At 36.8% G+C, this 20,581-nt stretch carries 11 protein-coding genes; all 11 read right to left on the reverse strand.

What is annotated here, in order from left to right; all coding sequences use genetic code 11:
• Positions 1-100 precede the first annotated feature (100 nt).
• The 11 genes from P2W75_RS15635 to P2W75_RS15685 all read right to left on the reverse strand — a co-directional run bounded on the left by P2W75_RS15635 (position 101) and on the right by P2W75_RS15685 (position 20,578).
• On the reverse strand, positions 101-985 hold the full coding sequence (locus tag P2W75_RS15635; protein ID WP_276381188.1) for a sugar phosphate isomerase/epimerase: 885 nt from the start codon (positions 983-985) through the stop codon (positions 101-103).
• A 209-nt stretch (positions 986-1,194) separates the two neighbouring features.
• Positions 1,195-2,340: an exo-alpha-sialidase gene (locus P2W75_RS15640; protein ID WP_276381189.1), complete on the reverse strand. Its 1,146-nt coding sequence runs from the start codon at positions 2,338-2,340 to the stop codon at positions 1,195-1,197.
• Between the two features lie 143 nt (positions 2,341-2,483).
• The gene (locus tag P2W75_RS15645) at positions 2,484-5,234 is read right to left on the reverse strand and encodes a glycoside hydrolase family 78 protein (protein ID WP_276381190.1); all 2,751 of its coding nucleotides are present in this window, start codon (positions 5,232-5,234) and stop codon (positions 2,484-2,486) included.
• A 162-nt stretch (positions 5,235-5,396) separates the two neighbouring features.
• Positions 5,397-6,974, reverse strand: coding sequence for a glycosyl hydrolase family 65 protein (locus P2W75_RS15650; RefSeq protein WP_276381191.1), 1,578 nt, complete (start codon positions 6,972-6,974; stop codon positions 5,397-5,399).
• Positions 6,975-7,375: 401 nt separating this feature from the next.
• A complete protein-coding gene (locus P2W75_RS15655; RefSeq protein WP_276381192.1) occupies positions 7,376-9,826 on the reverse strand; it encodes a glycoside hydrolase family 95 protein in 2,451 nt (816 codons plus the stop codon).
• Positions 9,827-9,986: 160 nt separating this feature from the next.
• Positions 9,987-11,405 carry an acetylxylan esterase gene (locus tag P2W75_RS15660; protein ID WP_276381193.1) on the reverse strand — a complete coding sequence of 473 codons (1,419 nt, stop codon included), beginning with the start codon at positions 11,403-11,405 and terminating at the stop codon, positions 9,987-9,989.
• A 203-nt stretch (positions 11,406-11,608) separates the two neighbouring features.
• A complete protein-coding gene (locus P2W75_RS15665; RefSeq protein ID WP_276381194.1) occupies positions 11,609-14,389 on the reverse strand; it encodes a glycoside hydrolase family 78 protein in 2,781 nt (926 codons plus the stop codon).
• A gap of 188 nt (positions 14,390-14,577) precedes the next feature.
• The gene (locus P2W75_RS15670; protein WP_276381195.1) at positions 14,578-16,443 is read right to left on the reverse strand and encodes a six-hairpin glycosidase; all 1,866 of its coding nucleotides are present in this window, start codon (positions 16,441-16,443) and stop codon (positions 14,578-14,580) included.
• A 72-nt stretch (positions 16,444-16,515) separates the two neighbouring features.
• A complete protein-coding gene (locus P2W75_RS15675) occupies positions 16,516-17,433 on the reverse strand; it encodes a glycoside hydrolase family 43 protein (RefSeq protein ID WP_276381196.1) in 918 nt (305 codons plus the stop codon).
• A gap of 101 nt (positions 17,434-17,534) precedes the next feature.
• A complete protein-coding gene (locus tag P2W75_RS15680) occupies positions 17,535-19,106 on the reverse strand; it encodes a glycoside hydrolase family 28 protein (RefSeq protein WP_276381197.1) in 1,572 nt (523 codons plus the stop codon).
• Positions 19,107-19,186: 80 nt separating this feature from the next.
• Positions 19,187-20,578 (reverse strand): glycoside hydrolase family 140 protein, encoded by a 1,392-nt coding sequence (locus tag P2W75_RS15685; RefSeq protein ID WP_276381198.1) that lies wholly within the window; start codon positions 20,576-20,578, stop codon positions 19,187-19,189.
• Positions 20,579-20,581 lie beyond the last annotated feature (3 nt).

The raw sequence follows: 20,581 nt of genomic DNA on the forward strand, positions 1-20,581 counted from the left end.
TGCGGGAAAAATTTAACTCTCGCAGATCTAGCAGATTTCGCAGATTTATAGTGAAAAAATGTGCTGTTTAACTTTTACTTATTTTCACCAATATTTTTATTTAATTCTGGAAGATTTTCTTCAAATAAGCTACGTTTGCTCCGTAATTGGCTTTTACATTATGCACTTGTGTTACGTCTCTAGAACGCTCTACAATCAGCCAGCCGCTCCATTTCATCTCATCTAAAGTTTGTTTGATTTTTAGCATATCGATCGCAGGATCTTTTTCTAACCAAAATTGATCGGTATTTGAAGCGTGAATCTGAGCTATATATTTCTTTCCTAAAATCTTTAATTCTGAAGAAATATCTCTTTTATTGTCTAAAGCATTCGCAAAGTTGAAAGAGCTTTTAATGTATTTTGAATCCACTTCATCCAAAAGTTTTTTCTCTTCTGTAGCATCCAAAGAAGTTTCAATTGCAATTACACCGCCAATTTTCCCCACTTCTTTTCCTGCCCATTGCAATCTTTTAATTAATTCTGGTCGCAATTCTGGATTTTTAACCAAATTGGTTTGCGTTCCTAATGGTAAATACGCCACTTTTACTTTCATATTTTTCATTGCCTGAATACAATCGTTAATCATGGGTGTAATTTCTCTTGTAGCAAATGATTGCGCGTAAAATCCAGACATGGCAATGGAACTGATTCCAACTCCTGTTTCTTTTGATTTATCTAAGAATTTTTGTCTTTCTACAGGATCGCCCAGTTTGCTGTCAAAAGTTGGTCTGTTTCCTAAACCTCCCATGTCTAGTTCGATTCCGTCTGCTTTTAATTCAGCAGCCAAACCAAAGGCTCCAAGTTTTTGTCTTTTCAAAATCATCCAGTCGCAAACCGCCACTTTGTATTTTTGCTTTTTGTTGGAAGACTGAGCCGTTGCACAGCTGTTAAATGTTGCTGATATCGCAACAAATAATACAACAATTAAGTTTTTATTTAGCTTCATATTTTTGATTTTACCATTAAGAGATTAAGAAAATTAAGCTTTAGCACTTACTGTTTTTACTATTAGAAGATTTAAGAGAATTAAGCTTAATGTTCTTTTAAAAAAAAATCTATTAAGCGCAACAACTTAATTTTCTTAATGCCTTAATGGTTTATTTTTATTAAACACAGCAACTTAACTTTCTTAATCTCTTAATGGTTCAATTAATTTTACTCTTCTTCCGCTTTTACAGCTGTTACCACTTTTCCTTCTTCACCTGGCCAAACACCGTTTTTGATTGGAAGTGCCACTAATTTACTCGGATCAACTTTTACGTATTTCAGTTTTTCTCTTCTCCAAGTGTACACGATATGCACCATTCCATCAGAGCTTTGAATCACTGACGGATAAGAGTATTGGCTAATTTTTGAATCTTCTAAAACCAAAGCGGCGTTCCAGTTAATTCCGTCTTTTGAAACCGAAACATTCAAAGGCGTTCTTGGCCCTTTTGCTTCTTTTCCTGGAGGAAGAACATGATTGTAAACCAGTAAATGTCTTCCATCTTTTAAAGTTACTGCATCTGTTCCTGAGTTGTTATTTGGAAGTCCGATTAATTCAATATCCGACCACGTTTTTCCATTGTCTTTTGAGAAAGTGCTAAAAATCGCTCTGTTTCTGGTTCTTCCAATTGCTTGAATGCTTCCATCCTTGTGGAATAAAATACTAGGCTGAATTGCATTGATTTTTTGTTTCCCTCTTGGAAGCGTATCGCCCATTACCCAAGTTTTTCCAAAATCTGGAGTAGATTCCATACGAAGTCTCCATCCGTCGCCTTCTATGCTTGACGGACATAATAAAGTTCCGTTGCTTAATAAAACAGGCTTGTTTTTGATTGGTCCTAAGAAACCGTCTGGCATTTTTTGAGCCTCCGACCATGTTCTTCCGCCATCAGATGAAGTTCTGATTACGCCCCACCATTCCGATGGTTTTGGTCCGATTTTGTAAAAAAGCATTAAATCGCCACCTGGAATTTGATATAAAACCGGATTCCAAGTTGGTAATCTTGGCCCTTCTTTCATTACTCCATCAGCTACTTTTACGCCTTCGTTCCAAGTATCACTTCCTTTTGGTTTAATGGCAACGTAAATGCAAACGTCAGGATTTCTTTCGTGAGTTCCGCCAAACCAAGATGCAACTAAATCACCATTTGTAGCTTCGACAATTGTAACCGCGTGACAAGACGGATATGGCGCTTTATCGTAGATAAACTGATCTACAAGAATCCCTTCTTTCCAAGTCTTTTTTTCTAAAGCCGATTTACAGCTTCCTAAAAGGAAAAGCCCAAACAATACAAATGCTAATTTTGTTATCTTCATTCTAAATTTTATTATGAATTAAAATTTTCGATAATAAATACATTCCTACTATTATTTTATGGAAAAATATTTATTAAGTGTAAAAATAACACCCAAAAATTAACAATGTATCCTGTACTGTCCCGAAATAATTAAAATGAAACTTATTTAACGCTTATCGCAAAATTTCCTGACGAAAGTGTTACCACAACTTGATTCTTATCTGTAGAATAAGCATAAGAAGTCTTATCTAATTTCTGTTTATTGATTGAAACAGAAGAAATATCACTCGCAGGAAGATGCACAACAGCAGAAGTATTCGCAGGAATTGTAATATTCCAAACTAAAGCCGTTTTATCTTTTTTCCAATCGCTTTTGATCGTTCCATAAACCGATTCGTAAGAAGCATTCACATACGTCAATCCCGCATTGAAATCGGGTTTCATGATGATTTGTTTGAAACCTGGAGTTTCAGGATTACTTTTGATTCCTGCCATATTTTCGTAATACCAAATCAGTAAATCGCCCAAAAGCATGACGTGGTTTTGCGAATTCATGGCTGGATCTGCCGTGTTCCCGTTCCAAAGTTCCCAAATAGTCGTTGCTCCGTTTTCTACCATATAACCCCAACTTGGATACGTTTTGTTTGATGCTAGTTTGAAAGCCAAATCACCTCGCCCGAAATTGGTTAAAGTTCGCATTAAAAACTGCGTTCCGACAACGCCTGTGCTTACATGACCATTTTTCGTCACTTCAACTTCATGAACCAAATTTTCGAATATTTTGGTTTGAAGTCCGTCCGGAACCATTCCAAAAGTTAGAGGCAATAAGTTGGCGGTTACGGTATTATTGGCGTAACTATTATTGTTTTTGTTTAAATATTTAGCGTTGAATACTTTCTTGATTCTAGAAGCCAAATCATTATAATGCTGAATGTCTTTTTCTGCATTCGCAATCACTGCAAATTTCTTCATGATATTTAAAAGCTGATAATAGAATGCGCTAGAAATCAATTCGCCATCTGTTAAACGAGCAGGATCTTTGGAACGGATTAATTCTAAAGATTCTGGCGGAACACACCAATCGCCGTATTTATCTTTCGTCATTAAATCATCAACCAGATAATTTTCTTCCATATAATCCATCCATTTTTTCATGTACGGATATTGTTTTTCTACCACTTTTGCATCTCCAAACTGCTGATATAACATATCTGCAACTGTGATATACGTTCCTGGCCACGTTACATTGTCGCCGTAATAACGCCAGAAAGCAGGTGCCACATCTGGAAGTCCGCCGTCTATAGTTTGCGAGTATTTAATATCGTCTAACCATTTTACATATAACGTCTGATTATCAAATAAAAAACTTTCGCCATAAGCGCCTGTTGTTCTGTCTCCCAACCAAGGCTGACGTTCGTTTCTTTGCGGACAATCAATCGGCATTCCTTTGTAATTTCCGCTGATTCCCCACCAAGCATTCTTAAAAATCTGATTCATAATTGGGTTTGAAGAATCGAAAGTTCCTGTTGTTTGGATGTCATCATAAACTACTTTCCCAACAAAATTTTCTACCGTTGGTTTGGTAGCAAAACCTGAAATTTCAACAAATCTAAATCCGTGGAAAACAAAACGAGGTTCCCAAACTTCTTCTCCTTCGCCTTTCAAAGTGTAAATATCTGTAGTTTTCGCATCACGTAAATTGGCAATGTACAGCGAACCGTCTGGCTGAAGCGATTCAGCAAATTTCATCGTAATTTTATCGCCTTTATTTCCTTTGACTTTCAACTGCAACCAGCCCACCATATTTTGTCCCATATCCAAGATATAAGTTCCTTTTGGTGTTTGTTTTATCGAAATTGGTTTTACTTCGCGCTTCACTTTCATATTAGCCGACATCTGCCCTTCGTAAAATCCGCCTGGCTCTTGAACATATTCTGCCAAAAGCCATTTTTTATCATCAAAATTGATGGTATTCCAGCCTTTCATTTCTTTACGCGCGTCGTATTCTTCTCCGTCGTATTCGTTGTTTGATAAAATTGGTCCGTCAGTTGTGATTTTCCAAGTATCATCGGTTCTAATCACATCCTTACTTCCATCTGCATATTCCACAAACAATTGCAAAGCCATTTTCGGATACCCAAAAGTTTTGATTTTATACGGTTTATAATCCTGACGCATGGTGAAAAAACGTCCGTTTCCCAAAATCGTTCCCAATATGTTTTTGCCTTCTTGCAACTGCGAAGTCACATCAAAAACATTGTATTTTACATTCTTCGTATAATCCGTCGGAACTGGTGCTAAAACCTGATCTCCAATTTTATTTCCGTTAATGTACAACTCATACAAGCCCATTCCCATGATGTATACCTTGGCATTTTTGACTTTCTTTTTTAGGTTGATTTCTTTTCGAAGATAACGTGCCGATAATCTCGAATACTGTGAAATACTATCGCCCGGAGACGTTTTTTCATAACCAATCCATCGCGTAGATTTCCAGTCGGCATAAGTCAAAATCCCGATACTGAAATGTGCATTTTCTTTAGATTGGATTTCTCCTTTATTGGTAAAAACAGTTACTTTCCAGAAAACATCTTGTCTGTTTTCAAGTTTTTTTCCATTATAGATTACGTTTACAGAAGCATCGCTTTCTACTTTTCCACTATCCCATAAATCACCATTTCCTGCATTTAGTTTTTCTAAACTTGAAGAAGCTACAATTTGATAAGCTGTTTGTTTTACATCGTTTATAGACGCTTTTATTTTCCAGCTTAGTCTTGGCTGTAAAACATCAATTCCTTCTGGATTGGTCAGCATTTCGCATTTTAAATCACTCACCATGATTTTGTTTTGGGCTTTCGCCGAAATGGTGAAAAGTAAAATGACTAAGGTAAGATGTAAAAAAAACTTTTTCATGGTATTATTTTATTGTCTTTGCGATGATTTTTATTTCACGCAGATTTGGCAGATTTAAGCAGATATTCGCAGATTTTATTCTTTGATATGAAACAAGATTAAGGATAAAAAATCCATTTTAATCTGCTAAGATCTATTTTAATCTGCGTGAAACGATTCGATTTACTTAGAAATCACTCTTTCCAATTTCTCAGAAAAAGCAATCTCTTTTCCGTTTTTGAAAACTCTAAAGCCTTTTCCTTTTTTATATTTTTCTCCTGTTTTGTCCCAAAGAATCGTAATAATATTCCCGTGATACAAAACATTATCCAGACAAAACCAATCCCACTTTTCTTGCGGAATCAACGGATTTACTTCAATCTTTTCATCTGCTCTCGGACGTAGACCAACCAATCCTGTAATCATCAAATCATTGAAAGTCGAGTGATTGTAATAACGGCTTCTTTCTCTGTCGCCCATTAACCAATAACCCGTCGTTTCGTCTAAATATTCGCCAAGATAAGGTTTTCCTCTATAATACTGCGACTGTACATACAGTTCCATTTGCTTGAAATAATCTGGCTTTGCCACAAAATCCTGATTGTAATTATTTAAAACATTCGCCATAGCAGTCAAAGTCTGCGAACTTGCAAAAGGCCAAATCGCACCATCCCATTCGCAGGTTCCTGTCCCATGAGTTCTAAAACGCGGACTTCTTCTTTCTGCCGTTGTTAAACCAAACGGAGCCGAAAATCCTTTTTCATCTTTCACCTGTTCCCAGGCTTTTTCAAATCCTTTTCCTTTTTCTGGAAGATTAAAATACCACGGAATAAATCCAATCGCTTCACGAACTTGTGCCAGCGTATCTTTTTGGGTTAAAGTTTCAAAGAATTCACTTTTTGGATTCCACAATTTGGTTTCTACTAATTGCTGCAAAACGGCAGCTTTCGCTTTAAAATTTTCTTCCGTTTCCTTATCTCCTTTCAAGGCAGCCATTTTAGAAATCGCCACAGCATTTCCGTACATGTAACTGTTAATTGTCGGTCTTGCATTTTGTACTTTTCTTCCTCCGCTTAAAGATTCTTCCATTCCGTCTTTTACATCATGCTGCCAAAACAAACCATCCTTGCGCTGGCGATCTTTTTCCCAAACAGCATAATCGGTAACCATATCTGGGTACAAATCCAATAAGAATTTTTCATCTTTATTCACCAAATAACGATTGTACAAAGCATCGGCTGTCCAACTGCTGAATTTATACAATTTGTTCATCGGTTTTCCATCATTTCCTCTATACCAAAGTTTCACATCCTGCTCAATGTATTTCGGATCATGAACCCATCTGAATTCATTGATGTGATGCCCCAAAGCACAGCTTATCATATTGTATTTATCGGCATACGATCGGTCTACCAAAAACTCCGTAATCGCAAATCCTTGCGGTGTATTTTTAATATGCTTGCGAACGCTCCACCATCTGAAATAATAGATTTCTTCGAAGTTTTGCTGCGGACATTCAAACAACGGAATATTCTTTTCCATCCAAGTCCAAGCGCTGTCATTTGGAATGGCAAATTTTAAGTTTTCATCTTCCATCGTGTTAAAATAATCCACATAATGTTTAAAATCTTTTTCCTTTAAAATAGCTGATTTTCCTATTTGTGAAGATCCTACACCAGATTTGCAACTGCTGTTTAAGCAGCCAATAATAATGGAAAGAGCTATTATTCTATGTTTGAAATTTGTCAACATCTTATTCATTTAATTTTAATATTTTGGGCGTGTCCCTCCGGGTCGTGCTGTCCGTTCCCGCTTTTTTTGTTCGGCTGACCCGAGCGGTAGCGAATTGGCGAAGCAAAACGCCTCACAAAAAAGAGCTCCACTTCCATCACTCACGCAAAAGAAGTTCTCGTTTTCTCAACACCTCTATTTCTCCTGCAAGGTTTTCAAAACCTTGTAGGTATGTTATTGAATCCTTTTGGCTAAAGCCTTTTGCCACATAATTCCTAAACCTCCAGCTAAAGCTGGAGGCAATTCATTTTTTTTCACAATCCTCTCATTATAAAATTAGAATTGCTATTTCATACCTACAAGGTTTTGAAAACCTTGCAGGAACTACCTAACTTTTATATTTTCTTATATTACTTATATGGTTCAAAAATTTAATTCCCAGTAAAAGTATACGTCTGTCCTGCTTTCATATTCACGTCGTAAACATTGTAATTTGGCAGTTTTACTTTTTCTAGTTTTGCTTCACTCGAAATAATTGGTTTCTTCACTTCAACATCATAAAACAAAGGATTTGTGTTTTTTCCTTTTGCTTTTTTAATCGAAGAACCGCTTAACGTATTTTCTATTTTCAAGCGACAGTTTCCTCCAATTTTCGAATAGATTTTTAAAGTCGAAACTTTATTGTTTTTCCAAGTCATATCGATTACAAAACCGCCTCTTGCCACTAAACCTTTTACGCTTCCGTCTTTCCAAACCGTTGGCAGAGCAGGTAATAACTGAATGGCATCTTCTTGACTCTGCATCAGCATTTCGGCAAAACCGGCAGTACAGCCAAAATTTCCATCAATTTGAAAAGGCTGATGCGCATCTAACATATTTGGATACGTTCCTCCTCCCTTTCTTTGGTCAGCCGTTACTAAATGCAATTGGTCTTGAATCAATTTATAAGCATGATTTCCATCTAATAATCTCGCCCATAAATTCACTTTCCATCCCATTGACCAGCCTGTAGATTCGTCTGTTCTGTAAATCAGCGATTGTTTGGCCGCTTGAAATAATTCTGGTGTTTTTATTGGCGAAATCTGATTGCTCGGGTACAATCCGTACAAATGCGAAACGTGTCTGTGATTGTCTTTCGGATTATCCCAATCGTCCTGCCATTCTTGTAACTGACTGTGTTTTCCAATTTTCATTGGAGGCATTTTAGCCAAAGCATCGCTTACTTTTTTTGTATAAGCTGCGTCTGGAGAAACCAATGCCGAAGCTTCTATAACATGCGTAAACAAATCAAAAATCAGCTGATTGTCCATTGTTGTTCCTGATGCAATTGTAGCTTTTCCTGTTCCGCCGGCGTGTGTGTTTTCTGGAGAACTTGATGGGACGACAACCAAATATCCTGTGTTTGGATCCAGAACCATAAAATCCAAAAAGAAATCGGCAGCGCCTTTCATGATTGGATAAATTTCTGCCAAATACTTTTTATCTCCTGTATACAAATATCTTTCCCATAAATCCTGGCAAACCCAAGCACCGCCTGTTGGCCACATCCCAGAAGCAGCTGAATCTACAGGAGCGGTTACACGCCAAATATCAGTGTTGTGATGCAAAACCCATCCGCTGGCATTGTACATCATTTTTGCCGTTTCTGCTCCTGTAACACTTAATTCTTTTGCCATTTGAACAAACGGTTCGTGCATTTCCTGCAAATTAGTTACTTGTGCAGGCCAGTAATTCATTTCGGCATTGATGTTTGTCGTGTATTTGCTGTCCCAAGGCGGTGTAACCATATCGTTCCAAATTCCTTGTAAATTCGCTGGCTGTCCGCCTGGCTGAGAACTCGAAATTAAAAGATAACGTCCAAACTGGAAATACAAAGCGGCCAACTGCGGATCGAATTGTTTCGAGAAATCTCTAATTCTTTCATTTGTTGGTTGCTTAATCAACTCATTCGAACCTAAATCTAAAGAAACTCTGTTGAAGAATTTTTGGTAATAATCAACATGCGCTTTTTTGATTTCGTCAAAACTTTTTGGCAAAGCCTGTTCTAAAAACGATTTGCTTTTCGCAATTTCGTCCCCAGAAATATCTTGGTAGTTTTTAAAATTGGTTGCAATCGAAATGTACAACACAACTTCATCGGCTTTGTTGATGCTTAAAACACCGTTGCTTGCCTCAATTTCTCCGCCTTTGTTTTTGGCTGTAAGTCTTCCTTGAAATTTTACTTTTCCTTTTACTCCTTCAAAATTTGTTCCAACTCCCGAAAGAATGATTTGATTTCCTTCTGTTGAAGCGACCGTTTTATCAATCGGACTGTTCATGAAAACGTTGCACGTAATCTGACCTGGTTTACTCGCAGAAAGTTTGACCATAATAACCTGATCTGAAAATGCGGTTAGAATTTCTCTTGTAAACTCAACTCCATCTACTTTGTATTTTACTTTTGCCGTAGCATTGCTAATGTCTAAATCTCTGTAATAATCAGTGTATTTTTGATGTCCTGCAAATGAAATATAAACGCTTCCGAAAGTCTGATACGGCATTCCATCATTGGTTTGCGACATGATATCTCTCGTAGCCAAATCTTGCGCTTCGTCAAATTTTCCGTCAAAAATAAGCTGTCTTACTTTCGGCAAAGCCTCAATTGATTTTGAATGTGCATTGCTGTTTGGAGAACCTGCCCAAATGGTTTCTTCGTTCAATTGCAAACGCTCAACTGCTGGATCACCAAAAACCATGGCACCTAAACGTCCGTTGCCTAATGGTAAAGCTTCGTTCCAGATAGCTGCTGGTTTATCGTACCAAAGCTTTAAGTTGTTTTGTGCTGTTGCAGCAAACGAAAAAATTCCAAAACAGATTGCTGTGATTTTAAATTTTAACTTCATATTGTATATTTTTTTTCGCCACGAATTCACGAATTTTCTCTAATTCTACTTTGTGTCTTATTTCTCTAATTTTTACCAAATCTATCATGCAATTTTATTTGATTAAATTTGAGATAATCATCCCACAATCCACGTCAAAAAATAATTCGTGAATTCGTGGCTATTTTTTCACTTCGTAAACCTTTAGATTCTTTTCTCCGAACATTTCATATAATTTGTTGATGTCTTTTAGAGCATTTTTAGGCAGTTTTTCTCCTTTATCTCCAAAAACAAACAACTTTTCTTTTGGCTCAATTACACAAGTCGACTCGTCGATTTCGCCCTTATCGTTTTTCACTTTATTCAAATCTAAATCTAAATATTTCGCCATAAACGGATACAAAGCCATGCGCTTCGAGATTCCGAAATCGTGTCCTTCTTTCGCAAAATGAGCATTCTCCACTAAGTCTTTCTTGCCGTACAATTCATATGTTCTTTGAATGAAAGGAAACTCCAATTCTGGCACTGCCAATGTCCAATCTTTCCCATCTGAAACAATCAATTGCGGTTTTGGAGCCATCATGGCTGAGATTTCGGCGTTGTTTGTCCCATTTCCGCACAAGTGGATTCCGCGTCCGCTTTCGCATGGACATCCGCCTGAAAAGTGAGACGAAACCATCACAACCGGAGCTGAAACTTTTACTCGGTCATCAATCGCGGCTAAAAACATGGTGTGCGAACCTCCCCCAGAACCTCCTGTAACGCCGACTCTTGTCATATCTGCATTTTTAACGGTCGCTAAATAATCTAAGAAACGAATTCCTGTTAAGACCTGAACTGTCGATGCAATGCTGTTTCTGTGTGTTTCTTCAGGGAACTGCAATAGCGATTCTCCCCAAGCAAATAAGTCATAACCCACAACAATTGCTCCCATTTTGGCCATCATGGCACATCTGTACTGTTCGTCTTTTCTATATCTTCCATCGCCAAAATGCCCATCGGGAGTTAAGATAACAGCTGCTTTTTTATTTAGCGGATACGGTTTATAAATTGATCCCGTTGCGTAAACCCCTGGCAAAATTTCCAAAGCAATATTTTCAACACTGTAGTCTTTGTAAATTCTTTTTGGAGTTAAAAGTGGTTTAGATTTTGGCATTGGGGGAGCCTTTTCTAATCCAAATGAGGTTATCATACAAGCTTTTAACTCCGCTTTACGTTTTTCCCATTCTTCTTTAGTCGAATAAAGGCTTTCTAGGTAAAATAAACGCTCTTTTCCTTTATCGACAGAAACTTTATGGTTTTCATATTTACGAATGATATAGGTTCCATCGGGTTGTTTGAAATACATCAATTCAAATGGAGCCAAAATATTGGTCAGCGAAAGCGCTAAATTCCCTGGTTCAATTCTCCAATCGGCATAATCCAGTTCTTTTCCTTTTAATAATCCTCTGTCATCATTGATTGTAACCTTAAAAATAGTCTCGATTTTCTTTAAGGTTTCTGATACTGGTTTTCTAAAATTGGTATCAGAAGTGCTTTGTGCATTGGCAAATGTCAAAGCGAAAATGGAAACGAAGATGATTAATTTTAAATTTTTCATTATTAAATGTTTTTTGAATTGCCTCCAGTTTTAACTAGAGGAAAACAAATTGATTTTCAAAATTGGCTTTAGCCGAACTTACCAATTTGGCTAAAGCCTTCTAACTTGCTTTATTTTGTACCCTCCAGTTAAAACTGGAGGCAATTGATTTTATTTTTTTTGAGCTTACTTACAATTCATAACTCATAACTCATAACTCATAATTACAAACTACATTCGATATTATAAATTCCAGAACCTAATTCTAAAATCTGCTTTTTATCTTTTTCATTAAAACTTGCCTTAGCTCTTTTATCATTAATTTTTATTTCTGAATTCTTAGCAATAGGCAATTTTATCGTCGCTGTCGTATTCACAGGAATTTGAACTTTTAGGATAAACTTGCCCTCTTTTTTCTCCCAAGAAGAAGCAATTTTTCCATAAACCGATTGATAATCCGCTTTTGCGAAAGTCATATCGCCAACCACTTCAGGCTGAATAAAGAAATGTTTGAAACCCGGTTTTTCTGGATCGGACATAATTCCGGCTAAACTTTGGTAAAACCATTCTTCAATTTGTCCTAACATAAAGTGATTCCAAGAATTTCCTTTTGTAGGATCCCACTGTTCGGTTAAAGTGGTCAAGCCAAATTTAATCTGAAAACCATAACCCGGTGCATCATAATGGTTGTGCATTCTGAACATGGTTTCGTTCTCGCCGTTTCTTGCCAAAGTTTGAAATAAGTAACGATTTCCAACATCTCCTGTTGTCAAACGATCGCCTTTTTCTTGTATGTCAGCCAATAAATTTTGCATAACCGCTTCTTTATACTGCGGTTCTACGATATTCATAAAAATTGGAACAGAGTTGCTAAACTGACTATTCGTTCCGTATTGTTTGGTTTCTGGATTGAAAAATGTTGCGTTGAAAGCTGTTTTTATTTCAGAAGCCAATTTTTCGTATTTCTCAAAATCTTCTGTTTTGCCTAATAATTTAGCCGCTTTGGCGGTCAAATATGCTCCGTAATAATAATGCGAAGTCGCCGAAAGTGCAATCGGACTGTTTTTTGAATATCCAGCAGCATGAGTTCCGTAATCATACCAATCGCCCAAACCGTGAGAAACGATATGATTTGTCGCTTTTGTTTCTAGATAATCAACATACTTTTTCATTACGGGAAAATATTTTTCTAATAAGGAAGCGTCTCCGTAGTACTCATAATACATCCAAGGCAGGATAACGCCTGTAACGCCCCATTCTGGAGAATCGGTAAAATCGCCACCAAATATGACATATTCGGGAACAATGGTCGGAATTAAACCGTTATCTCTTTGTGAATCTGAAATGTTCTGCATAGTTGCAGGAAAGAAAGTCTGCAGGTTATAATTGAACATTAGACATGGACCATTCAACTGAATTTCTTCCAACCATCCCAATTTTTCACGTTGCGGACAATCGGTAAAAACACTTTGGAAATTGCTTTTTATCGAATTGTTTATCAGTTCGTGTGTTTTATTGAAAATGGCATTCGAACATTCAAAACTTCCTGCTTCTCCAGCCGAATTGTAAATGAAATTCGATTTTAAATCTATCAGAGTTGGAAGCTCCTTATTTTTATCTTCTTTATAGTTAATATTTTCAATTTGAACATATTGATAACCGTAGAAACTAAATTTTGGTGTCCATTCTTCTACTCCGTCTCCTTTTAAAGTGTAATCGTAATAATAGGGTTTTCCAGATCTTCCCTGCGCAATTGTGCCTTCTTCATTTAATCCTTCCGCAACCCAAACACGAACGGTTTGCCCTCTTTTTCCTTTTACTTTAATGGTTGGAAATCCAGAAAGATTTTGTCCCATATCAAAGACATAGAAATTCGGTTTCAGCTCTTTTACGGTTTTAACTTCGTATTGTTTCTGAATCGTAACTGGCGGCGCCGTCTGCGGTCTTAAAATTCCTTTTGGCGCTTCTTGGATCACTACTTTTTTCCAATCTCTATCTTTGAAACCTTTTTTATTCCACTCCTTTTGTTCTAGGTTCGAATTATAATCTTCTCCTCCGAAAATACTATTATAGGTAATCGGACTTTTACTGTATTTCCAAGTGCCGTCTGATTTTACAACTTCTTCTGAACCATCATTATATTTGATTTTCATTTTGAAGAATAAAGTCGGCGGACCAAAACTCACAAAGAATTTGGTATATCTCTCCGCCAGTGTATTGTACATTCCGTTTCCTAACAAAACACCAATTACGTTATCACCTTTTTGAAAATCTTTGGCACTTAATTCGTAAACATTGTAATTAACTGTTTTGTCGTAATCTGTCCACAAAGGTGCAAATTGGCTGTTACCAACTTTTTTACCATTGATAGTCAATTCGTAATGTCCTAAACCTGAAATATAAACAACGGCTTCTTTGATTGCTTTTTCTACTTCGAAAGGTTTGCGAAGCATGATACTTCTTCTGGAAAGAGAATCAGAAGCGTTGATAATCGAATCTTTCTTTTCTCTTTTATAAGTTGCACTATGAAAGTTTCTTCCTTCTGGCAAATGACTATCAGCTTTTGTAATCGCACCAATCCAAGTTGGATTTAAATCGGATTCTAACGGAGCGGTTCTGAAAGAAGCGTTTCTACTCCATTTTGAAACTTTTCCATCTTGATTCCAAACTTTCACTTTCCAGAAATATTTGGTTTCGCTTTTTAATGGTTTTCCGTTATAAACAATATGCAGGTTTTTATCGGTATTTACTCTTCCTGTATTCCAGATATCGCCATCGTCATTGTTTAGTTTTTCTTCTGAAGAAGCTACTAAAATCAAATAAGCAATTTGTGATGCATCTGATTCTTTTGAAATCAACTGCCAGCTTAATTTTGGCTGATTCTCTACAACTGCTAATGGATTTTCAGTCATTTCTGTTGTTAAACGTACGGGCAGAATTTGCCCTTTAGAAACTACAGTTACTAAGAGGAATGCGGTTATTATTATGCTTTTGAAAAACTTCACTTTTATATTTTTTTTCGCCACGAATTGCTTCGCCAGTTCGCTGTCGCTCGAGTCACGAATTAACTCTAATTTTTCTTTGTGTTTGATTTTTCGAATTTATACCGAAATATTAATTCGATTAATCTGTGAAATCATTTTAATCTGTTGCAGAAAAAAAATAAATTCGTGAATTCGTGGCTATTTAATTTTTATATTTTTTTAGTAATCAAAGATTCGATATTGAATACCGCTTCAGGGATTTGTTTTCCGGTTTGAGGCAGATCGTCGTAATCGTCTATGTCTGGCGCTGTGTCTGGATTTGGATTATGTCTTTGCTCTCCCGTGCGGAACATAATTCGTTCAAAACCATCTGTTGGCGCATACAATATCTTGGTTGATTCTTTTTCGTCGTTTACTTTTACGGTGTATGAACGGTTTTTAGCGTCTAATTTTACCGCAATTTTATATATTTTATTTGCTTCGTACTTGGCAATAGTATTAAAACGCGCTCCCGTTTTTACTTTCAATTGTCCGTCGCTGTCAAAAACCAATCTTACTGATGGCAAACCTTGTTTATTTTGGAATTCAATCTGCAATAAACCATGATTATTTTGTTCTGGCATTACAGTGAAAACAGCTTCCATTTTTGCTGCGAACGGAATCACTCTTTCCGCTCGAGAATAGTCAAAATAATCCTGATCTCTTAACGTCAGCCATTTTTTGCCATCGGCTTTCTTTTCAATTTTTGTCGAAGCCCAAGAAAGATCATACGTATTCCATAATTTCAATTCTTCTCCGTTTGGAAGCGTATTGAAAACATCGTTTACATTTTCTGTCACCACCGAAGTTACTGGAACTGGAATCGACGCCACCCAAATATCTTCTTTATTCATGCTGTATCCCACCCAGATTTTTCCGTCTGGCGGAGTTCCATCTCCTTCTGTGATGCCGCGTACATATTGTGGTCCTGCAGATTTGTAGTTTCCGCCGTAGCGCATCGGACTAATTTCTCCGTGAACCAACAATAAATCTTTATAATTTAATCCATCATCACTTGTAGAAATTGCCAAAGGCCAACGGTATTCTGACGGATTGTAAAGCGTTGCATAACGATTATCAGACGTTTTTTGTCCCCAGATTTTAGCATTACTGTTTACAAAACCTGGTGCACGCAGTGGCATATAATCCCAAGATTTTCCTCCGTCTCTACTGATCGAAGTTAAAGCATGTTTCCATAAACCAACTACATTTCCATTTGGCAAATGGTAATAGCTAAATGCTTTGTATGGTTTCTGTAACGGAATCAATTCGTCGTCGCGATCGGCTTCTTCAACCCATTGCTGTAATAGTAACGGATTGGATAAAATTTCTTCGCAGGCTTTTTTGAATCCTTTATCTTTTGATGCGGTATAAAATGGGAATTTCGATTTCGATTTATCCCAAGTTTTATTGTATCTGATGAAATAGATTTCGCCAAAACTTCCATCTTTTTTGATTTCGCGAATGACACGTCCAATTCCTTTTCCATCATTTGGGTCGTCTTTTTCATCCATTGCGATTCCGTAATACGCCAAAGCAAAAAGTCGTTTGTCTTTTGATGTATAAAAACCCATTCTTTGATGCATAATGGCATCCAGATCTTTGGCAACGCCTTCTACACCTTCTTTTTTCCATCCGTCCGGAATTCTGTAAATCGGGAAAATAACTTCTGGTTTTGTCCAAGTTACCCCGTCTTTAGAACTCATGATTAAAGTCTGACTCGGCGGAATATGTTCGCCAGAAGGATCGCTTAAATAATGCAGGTAAAAGGTATTATTCCAATATGCCATCATCGGCTGGTGATTGTATGTCCATCCAAAACCGTCTGCTTTTTCTGGATGTTCGCGGCTTGCACGCATGATTTGTGTGGCGTGAACTCCAACTGCCGGACTTAACATTCCGTGATGGTAATCGATGTTTGAAAGTGTTTTGCCAACATAACGCACGGTGTCGTTTTGTGCATTTACAGCCGTACCAATCAAAAGAATTGCGGCTGTGGTGATGATGTTGGTTTTTATGTTTTGGAAAGTAATCATTCTTTTATTTTTTAATCCTGATTAAACCAGACAGGTTTTGAAAACCTGTCTGGTTTCTAGTGAGAATAATTTTTATTTTTTATCAATTAATCCTTTCAAAACTTCGCTTGAAATTGTTGTAATCGTTCCGTGTTTGTGTCCTTCTGGAAGACTTATTTTAGATGAAACATCTTCAAAATGAACAAAATCTGAAGTGCTTAAAGCTTTATAATTTTTTGAACCGTAATTATCATAATACAACAGCCAATTTTTACCTACTTTCACCACTGTTGGACCTTCTGATAAATATTCGGTTAAAGGTTCAGAACTTTTTTCAAACGGACCTAAAGGCGATTTTCCGAAAGCTACTTTTATGTTTCGCATTGGTCTTGTATTGTCTTTTAAAACCAAAACATACTCTTTCTTTCCTTTTTTGACAATCACACAGTCAATTACACTGAAACCTGGATCGTAATATAATTTTGTATCCGAAAAAGTCTTGAAATCCTTGGTCGTTACATAATACATTCTGTGGTTGTTTTTCTCGTCTTCTACCCCTTTTGGAAATCGAAACGGAATTGTCGATGCCCAAATAATGATATATTCCTTTTTTACATCGTCATAAAAAATCTCTGGCGCCCAAACGTTTATTACTTCAGGCTCGTTTTTCATTACGGGGATATATTGTTGTTCTGACCAATGCATCAAATCTTTTGAACTGGCATAACCGAAACCATTTCCGCCTTTCCAATCGGTTGTCCAAACCATGTGGTATGTTCCGTCAGCTCCTTTTGTAATTGAAGGATCACGCATGATTTTACTGGCTCCGATTTCTGGTTTTAAAAATGAACCTTCCAAACCTTTCCAATTGTAACCGTCTTCGCTGTACGCCAAATACAAACCTTCTGTTGCTGGTTCTCTAAACGATGTAAAAAGATAGAGTTCTTTCTTTTTCTGCGCGTAAGATACTGCAAAAAGTGAAAAGGTTAGTATGATGAATATTTTTTTCATGTCTTATTTCGTTCTCCTGCAAGGTTTTCAAAACCTTGTAGGTATTTCTAATTTCTAAAGCTAAACCTACAAGGTTTTGAAAACCTTGCAGGAACGTGGAATTATTCTGTAATCGCTTTTTTATCTAAAGAAGCTCCTTTTTTAATTTTCGTTATTACGTTGTTTAAAACATTGTTTTTCAAGAAAATATTTTTCGTTTCTTTTCCATCTGCTTCGATAAAAATATCGGTTGGATTAAATGGAAAATTATTGTTGATTAAAATATTTGAAACATTATCTAATTTGATAACCGGAACTCCTTTTATCGGAGTTGAAGATCCAATATTATCCAAAATCACATTTTTTGAATCTGAAATTTTGAATGAAGAACCAACTGTTGCATTCACTTTTACATCGTGAAATTCAACATCTGTTGCTGTGTTTACTGTAAAACCCTCTTTTCCGTCGATGTTAATGTTTGAAAAAGTGATGTTTTGAATTGGCATTTCGGTGATTCCCAAAATTTGACCTGCTTTGTTCACGTTTGAAGCGGTAATGTTGCTCATGTGAATGTTTCTGAAAATCGGTGTTTTCTCTGTGACAGGCTCGACTTGAGTGCCTTTATCGTAAAAAAGGCTTAATACAAAAGCTTCTTCTTTGATGTTTTTCATTACGATATTATCCATTCGAATATCTTCAACTACTCCACCTCTTCCACGAGCCGATTTGATACGAATTCCTCTGTCAGTTCCGTCAAAAACACAGTTTGAAATTGTTATTTTTTTGATTCCGCCCGACATCTCACTTCCAATAACCACTCCGCCATGACCGCTTAACATCGTGCAGTTTGTAATGGTCACGTTTTCTGTCGCTTTTCCGTATTTGCGCCCGTCTCCATCTCTTCCCGATTTGATGGTAATACAGTCATCTCCAACACTGATATGGCAGTTTGAAATGTGAACATTAGTGCAAGAAGATGGGTTAATTCCGTCAGTATTCGGCGAATGTGGATTAAAAATCGAAATTCCAGTTACGGTTACATTATCGCAGAATTCTGGGTTAATCGTCCAAAAAGGTGAATTTTTGAAAGTAACGCCTTCGATTAAAATGTTTTTGCAGTTATACGCCTGAAAAAAAGAAGGTCTGAAGAATTTCTTGTCAACTGTTCTCTTGTAATAAGGTTCTGTGTAAAGTCCTTTGTTTTGCTCTTCCCACATGGTTTGGTATTTGGTTGGAGGCAGCGGTTCTTTGGCAGTTTCGATTCTATACACTTCATTCCACCATGCTTTTCCTTGTCCGTCGATTACACCTCTTCCTGTGATGGTGATGTTTTCAACGTCTTTTGCATAAAATAAAGGCTGGAAGCTTTTCATTACAATACCTTCGTAACGCATTTCTACATAAGGCAAAAAATCATCGAAGTTTTCTGAGAACTTCAAAAGCGCTCCTGAATCTAAATGAATCGTGATGTTGTTTCTTAGCGTTAATGCTCCTGTTAAGTATTCTCCAGCTGGGAAATAAATCGTTCCTCCGCCATTTTTTGATGCTTTTTCGATTGCATTCTGAATGGCTTGAGTGCATTTCTGGCCTTTGTTGTTTCCGCCTTCGTTTAAAATGTTGTACCAGCCGTCGTTTGCGAATGCTGTTAAACTGGTGATGAAGCAGAATATGAATAGTATATTTTTGATTTTCATGGTTGTGTTGTTCTCGCTCGTGTAAACCGCCACGAATTCACGAATTATTTTACTAATTACTTTTTACTTTTCACTAATTACTACTTCGATCTCAAAATCAAAACCCAGTCATTACCATCTTCTTTTTTACCTTCTGGTTGAAAATTTTGAGTTCCTTTATTATCAAATGTTCCGATTTTGGTTTTCTTGCCGTTTCTTGGATTGTACCAAGTAGCTTCGAATTTATCACCGGCAATTTTTCCTAGTTTCACTTCTATAATTCTTCCGTTGTATGTGTAAAGCAAAGCATATTTTTCTCCTCTTATCGCTGGAATATAATCGTATTTTTCTCCTTGGTTAACCACTAAAGAAACATCTGGAGTTCCTTCTAAAAATGGAAATTCTTCCATTAATTTCTTGATATACACCATTTGTTTTGCTCCAGGCGCATTAATAGCTGATGTCCATAATTCTTTATTTCCGTAAGCTGGTTTATCGCCTTTTCTGAACATTTGCATTACGGCGTTGTGTCCGTACGTATAACCTGCAGCGCCAGATAAAACCGACCAATATCCGTAACGGCGCACATCGCTTGCGGTCCATTTGGGCTGTAAAGTGTCGTGTAAACCGTGTGGAATTCCTTCGTATGAAGGTTCTCCGTCAAGTGTAGGTTTTGTTGGTTTTAATTCGAAATCTCTTAAGACAAATTTGTAATTGTCTTCTTTGAAATTGGTTTTTATAGAATCCTGATCGTATCTTCTGTGTCCTGATTGGAACATGTTGAAATCTAACCATTTTTCGTTGTGGAAATTCTCTGATGAATCGGTTCTTCCAAACGGGTGAAAGGTCACTAACTGATTTGGATTGTTCGTTTTTAAAGTATTTCCGATGGCATTCCAAATATCTTGGAATTCGTTTCCGTGTGTGTCTCCACCGTTTAACCAAATCACGTTGGTTCTGTTTTTATATCGATTAGCCAAAAACTGAGCATATTCTGTTGCTTGTTCTTTGCTTACTTTATTTCCTTTAGAAACATTTGTTCCCCAAACTGGAACCATTGCAACGTAAATTCCATTTTTCTGAGCTACGTCTAACGTGTAATCTACATGATCCCAGTAATCGTATTGTTTTGAGTCTTTGAAATCATTTCCAGCCGTAATCAGCGGTTTTGAAACGTCTTCGTTTATTAAGGCCGCATCACCATAAACGTTAACGGCATTGATGTTGTGCAAGACCATTACCTGAACAACATTGAATCCTTTTTCTTTTCTGTCTTTGAAATATTTTTCTACTCCCTCTCTATCCAATTTTCCGAATGTGAGCCAGCCTGTGTCACCCAACCAGAAAAATGGTTTTTCGTTTTCGGTAACAAAATAATGCTGATTTTTAGATACTTTGATTTCAGGCAGTAATGCTTTTGTTTTAGCAGATTGCGCAAATCCGCTTTGTGCTGTAAACATAAAGGGTATACAAAGAGCGTATAAAGATTTCATTTT

The sequence above is a fragment of the Flavobacterium sp. H4147 genome, assembly GCF_029360735.1.
GTDB lineage: Bacteria > Bacteroidota > Bacteroidia > Flavobacteriales > Flavobacteriaceae > Flavobacterium > Flavobacterium endoglycinae.

Excerpts from the sequence above, each read along its gene's own strand:
- P2W75_RS15645 (WP_276381190.1), bottom strand. The coding sequence starts at position 5,234 with ATGAAAAAGTTTTTTTTACATCTTACCTTAGTCATTTTACTTTTCACC.
- P2W75_RS15650 (WP_276381191.1), bottom strand. The coding sequence starts at position 6,974 with ATGAATAAGATGTTGACAAATTTCAAACATAGAATAATAGCTCTTTCC.
- P2W75_RS15635 (WP_276381188.1), bottom strand. The coding sequence starts at position 985 with ATGAAGCTAAATAAAAACTTAATTGTTGTATTATTTGTTGCGATATCA.
- P2W75_RS15640 (WP_276381189.1), bottom strand. The coding sequence starts at position 2,340 with ATGAAGATAACAAAATTAGCATTTGTATTGTTTGGGCTTTTCCTTTTA.
- P2W75_RS15660 (WP_276381193.1), bottom strand. The coding sequence starts at position 11,405 with ATGAAAAATTTAAAATTAATCATCTTCGTTTCCATTTTCGCTTTGACA.
- P2W75_RS15655 (WP_276381192.1), bottom strand. The coding sequence starts at position 9,826 with ATGAAGTTAAAATTTAAAATCACAGCAATCTGTTTTGGAATTTTTTCG.
- P2W75_RS15680 (WP_276381197.1), bottom strand. The coding sequence starts at position 19,106 with ATGAAAATCAAAAATATACTATTCATATTCTGCTTCATCACCAGTTTA.
- P2W75_RS15675 (WP_276381196.1), bottom strand. The coding sequence starts at position 17,433 with ATGAAAAAAATATTCATCATACTAACCTTTTCACTTTTTGCAGTATCT.
- P2W75_RS15685 (WP_276381198.1), bottom strand. The coding sequence starts at position 20,578 with ATGAAATCTTTATACGCTCTTTGTATACCCTTTATGTTTACAGCACAA.
- P2W75_RS15670 (WP_276381195.1), bottom strand. The coding sequence starts at position 16,443 with ATGATTACTTTCCAAAACATAAAAACCAACATCATCACCACAGCCGCA.